Consider the following 4,187-nt stretch of genomic DNA (forward strand, 5'->3'; position numbering starts at 1 on the left):
CCTATTGGAAGGGGTTGGGGTGTAGATTTGACCACACTGTTTTTACATTAACGCCAAGTTACTCTTATACAGGGGCACTTTCTCCCCCAAAATACAGGCTAGAAATAAAAGGATTCTAGGACGTACCATCGCGCCAATCGACTTTGTTTCTGAAATCAGAGAACTAAAGGCACAATCCAGCATTTAACCATTGAGACTACAGGGTAAAAGTCTACGGTGAGGGCGAGTGAAAAATTAAAAAGCATAGTACTGATGGGAAGCACCGAGTCTGGAGGAAGTTCCATTTTACGGTAGATAACAACACGCATGAAATCATTCCTGCTGAGTTAAGTTCATCCCGTGTATCCGACGGTGAAGTTCTACCTAACTTGCTCAAATAGTCGAGACAAATAATCAATTAAATATCTGATGATGGAGCTTGTGAGACGAAGTTATTCGCCTAAAATGTGCAGTTCAACTCATACGGCTACCATAACGCTCTCTTTCAGAGACCTTAATGTACCGAATGAAGACGTTGCTCGGCGGTACATTAAGGTTAAGAAACTAAAACGCCCAAATTGGCGAAACTTACGTCATGAAGTATCACAATTATTATCTGAATTCTAGAAGAGTCTACTAAACGTGGGAGGCTCGAATATGCTCCACTTAAGACATCTGTAAAAATTTTATACTTAATTATTATTATTAAGTATAAAAACCAATTTATTAGGTTAATAACTATCTTTCTTTACATTTAGATTTAGGTTGTATACTTATGAAATTAAAAATACTCTTTTTATTTGGTCTGCTGCTTCTTCTCGGTTGTAAGGAGAAAGGAGGGTCTGAGGTGCAGAAGATATTTACCGGAGAATTTCTCCTCTCACCACATGAAGTGGTTGATTTTTCAGAAATAGTGAAGAGCAGACCTCAAACAGCGTGCTGCAACGAGGCCATAGAGTTAGAGTTAATGTCAGGAAAAGAATTCATAAAACTAACCAAAGATAAGAAAATCGTCGCGCTCAAAGATGGTGAAGTGAAGCTAAAGAACAAACGGAATGGTGATTTATATTACTTAAAAATTGATTCGAATGACTTAGGGACGGCATTTTTAAACTTAACTTTCATCGATTTATACACGGGAGTCGTGTTGACTGATGATGTGCTTAAAGTAGGACATAGTTACGCCTTAGGGATGTCTAGCCGTTTCCCATTAAAACAGAGCGATGTGCAATTAGAGACCACAAATGAAAAACTAATCCAACGTGATGCCGTCGGCAATATCTTCATCACCCCAACCGAAGCAAATGTTCAAGGCAGCAACCTTTTAATTAAAATTCAAGCGAACGGCCGAAAATACGCGAAATACTTTAAAATAAAAGAAGAACAAATTAAGGGAAGCAGGTTAATTACGGATCCTCAAAAGCGTTTCTTGCCTGTTGGAGCAAAAGTCCTCCCTTTGGTTTCGTATATTAACGCGGACGGGAAGATTCACTCTGTTAGAGCAGAGCTGTTAACCTATGTAATTGATGGAAAAGAGCTATCTCTGGCCGCTCTCCACGAGTATCTGTCTGATCCAAAGAACACAGGCCGACATAAGATCTTGGTCAAACACCCCAATTTAGTAGAGGCCAGCTTAAACTATGAAATAGTAACGTTGAGTGATTATGTGACTATGTTCGGAATAACAGTCAACCTTCCCGCCTTCCCAAAAGCATTACAAGCTCATGTAGATATTCCATATCGTCTTCTTGTAACGAGCAATGGAATAGATGTAACCTCCTTAGTCGAACTCGAGGTGGGCCCCGACGAGGCTGGGAGAGTTGAGGACGGTTTTCTCATAGTTTCTAACAAAGAGGTAAAAACCTTCTTAGTCTCTGTCTCAATTAACGGAAATAAACTTTCTTCGTACATCCCCCATCATCCCGATTATTACAGAGTGAATGTAGATAAAACAGATCTACGTTTAAACCTTAATGTAGCGGATAGTCTCTACACTAAAAGGGATAAAGATTTGCCCTTACATTTATTATTGAATGACGTTAATGTAACTGCCCGTAACCTAGGCGTTCAATTCATTAATTCCACAGGAGAAAAAGTCCCTGGAAGTGACGGAAAAAAGGCTTGGTCCACCTGCAGTTTGAGTTTTTCTGATCCATCGGCGATGGTCCTCTTTGATGACAAAATTTATGGAGTGCCCGAAAATCAAACGCATGAATCACTGTTCACGTTTGATTGCCGTGAACGAAATCATATCACCCCCCATCAAGCAATAGACTTTGTGGCGATAAGTAGTATGGGGTTAAATGAAGTGGTCGACCACTATGGTACGCCTTCCTTACTTCATCCAGAAGAAAATGGAGTCTATAGAATAGTGTATGATAAATTTAACCAACAATCGGTGCAGGTTAATGTCTCTCCATTTCTGAACAACATTTTCAACCATTATAACAAAAACTGGCTTACGGGACCGTACACAGTTTCGGGCTCTGAAGACCTAATTGTAGATTCACGGGGAAACCTAACGTTTTTAGGAAGCTTCCAACCCTCCACCCTAACCCTCCACAAACAACTTCAAGGGGAGGAGCTGATAACTTATAATCTTGAGGTCGATTACAGCAATACCGAAACATCAGAAACCCACGTCTATAATCAAAATCATCATTGGATGACTCTTGCGAAAAATATTGAATTAGATGGACAAACTCTGTCTTTTGAAAATGTACCTTATCTAGCAAAGGGTATTCCAATTACGGTAAGTGCTCTGAATCAAAAAGGTGAAAATATAATTATTAATCCTTATATTCGCATTAAGGCCGATAAGCCTACTGAGAATGATGCCATCATGTTAAACGGTAATCAGTTGTTCATGAATACTCAGGGCCCAGTAGGCCAATATCAATTTGCTTTGTTAGATAAAGAATATAGGCAAGAGTTATCAGGCATCCTTTTTAACATCGTCGATACGATTAAAATACATTCGATTCAAGGCCCACACTTAAATACTTCAATTCCCGTAGGCTCAATTGGTCGCTTGGCATTTAAAAGAAAAAATGGGCCAGACTATGAAATTAATATCAATCGAACCACCTCTTTCTTAAGGTCTTATCAATACATGTCTACTATGTATGGAAATGTTTTTTCGAAATCAGGGGGGAATATTTTACCCGTAGACACTGGAACAGGGGTGATAAATACAATAGGCTCAGCTTATCGAAATGGCTTTGGTATCAGTGAGAGTCTTATGGCTGAACTGGAACAACCCGTTCAATATGACTTTGAGATTATCGATCCATTAGGAAACTTATTGTTTTCATGGTCCCGCTAACTGATTATCTATCGATTTAACAGACATAAATAGGTTAAGAATGTCGTCTGAAGCGGCATTCTTTTCTAAAAAAACAATAGATCGTAAAAATAATTTATTTAACCTCCTCAGACCCTTACCAATAAATTGATTAAACACAATAAAATAAGATCCGATAGTTCCCAATTAAATTTCACCCAATCGTTAACTTTTTTTCAAGATATTCCCTATCCAATTACATCGCACTTGTGAAATTTATACTTCTACCTCAACAACATTTTATATTCTTACAAGCAACCATTTACATTGAAATCGATTTAAATGGTGTGTGGTGAATAATTGAAAATACAGGGGCATTTATGGAACACTTTCCAATTAGTTGTTGCTTTCGCTAAGAGGCTAAATTATCGATGAAAAACGCCCTATTGGAAGGAGTTGGGGTGTAGATTTTACCACACTGTTTTTACATTAACGCCAAGTTACTCTTATACAGGGGTACTTTAACCCCCAAGTACAGGCTAAAAATGACGAGATTACAGTTAACGGAAATTAGCGCTAGAACGCTTCTGGACAATAAACGAGTTAATCATGTTTGAAATCAATACAAAAAAGAGGCCATATTGACCTCTTTCATAGATTCATTTTCTTGACCTATGGTGTTTAATTACTCTTAATTTTTCTGCTCATATTTTTAGCTATCATGCGCTAATCTTGAAAGCGTTAAAGTTACAGATCAATGCTCTAAAGATCGTAAAGCCTTACCTAGCAGGTCTTCTGGAGAAAGGTTAGAGTGAGTGTTCATTATACTTTCGATTCTCCTTGTAGGAAAAGATTTACAAGTCTTCCCTTTACCATCAAAGTCCTCTTGTCTTCTGCCGTATGCAATGTACACATTAATGAGAGT

The 4,187-nt window shown here is 38.3% G+C and carries 1 protein-coding gene and 1 pseudogene; both read left to right on the plus strand.

Annotated elements, in window-relative coordinates; translation table 11 throughout:
• Positions 1-159 precede the first annotated feature (159 nt).
• A pseudogene (locus tag ACED60_RS25205) lies at positions 160-544 on the plus strand (transposase); the annotation flags it as partial.
• Between the two features lie 210 nt (positions 545-754).
• Complete coding sequence (locus ACED60_RS25210; protein ID WP_137002157.1) at positions 755-3,304, plus strand: hypothetical protein; 2,550 nt, start codon at positions 755-757, stop codon at positions 3,302-3,304.
• Positions 3,305-4,187 lie beyond the last annotated feature (883 nt).

Origin of the sequence: Vibrio sp. 1F279 (genome assembly GCF_041439815.1) — a bacterium.
Taxonomy (GTDB): Bacteria; Pseudomonadota; Gammaproteobacteria; order Enterobacterales; family Vibrionaceae; genus Vibrio; species Vibrio tasmaniensis_A.

What these genes read in the sequence shown, in the direction of transcription:
- ACED60_RS25210 (WP_137002157.1), top strand. Translation starts at nt 755, where the DNA reads ATGAAATTAAAAATACTCTTTTTATTTGGTCTGCTGCTTCTTCTCGGT.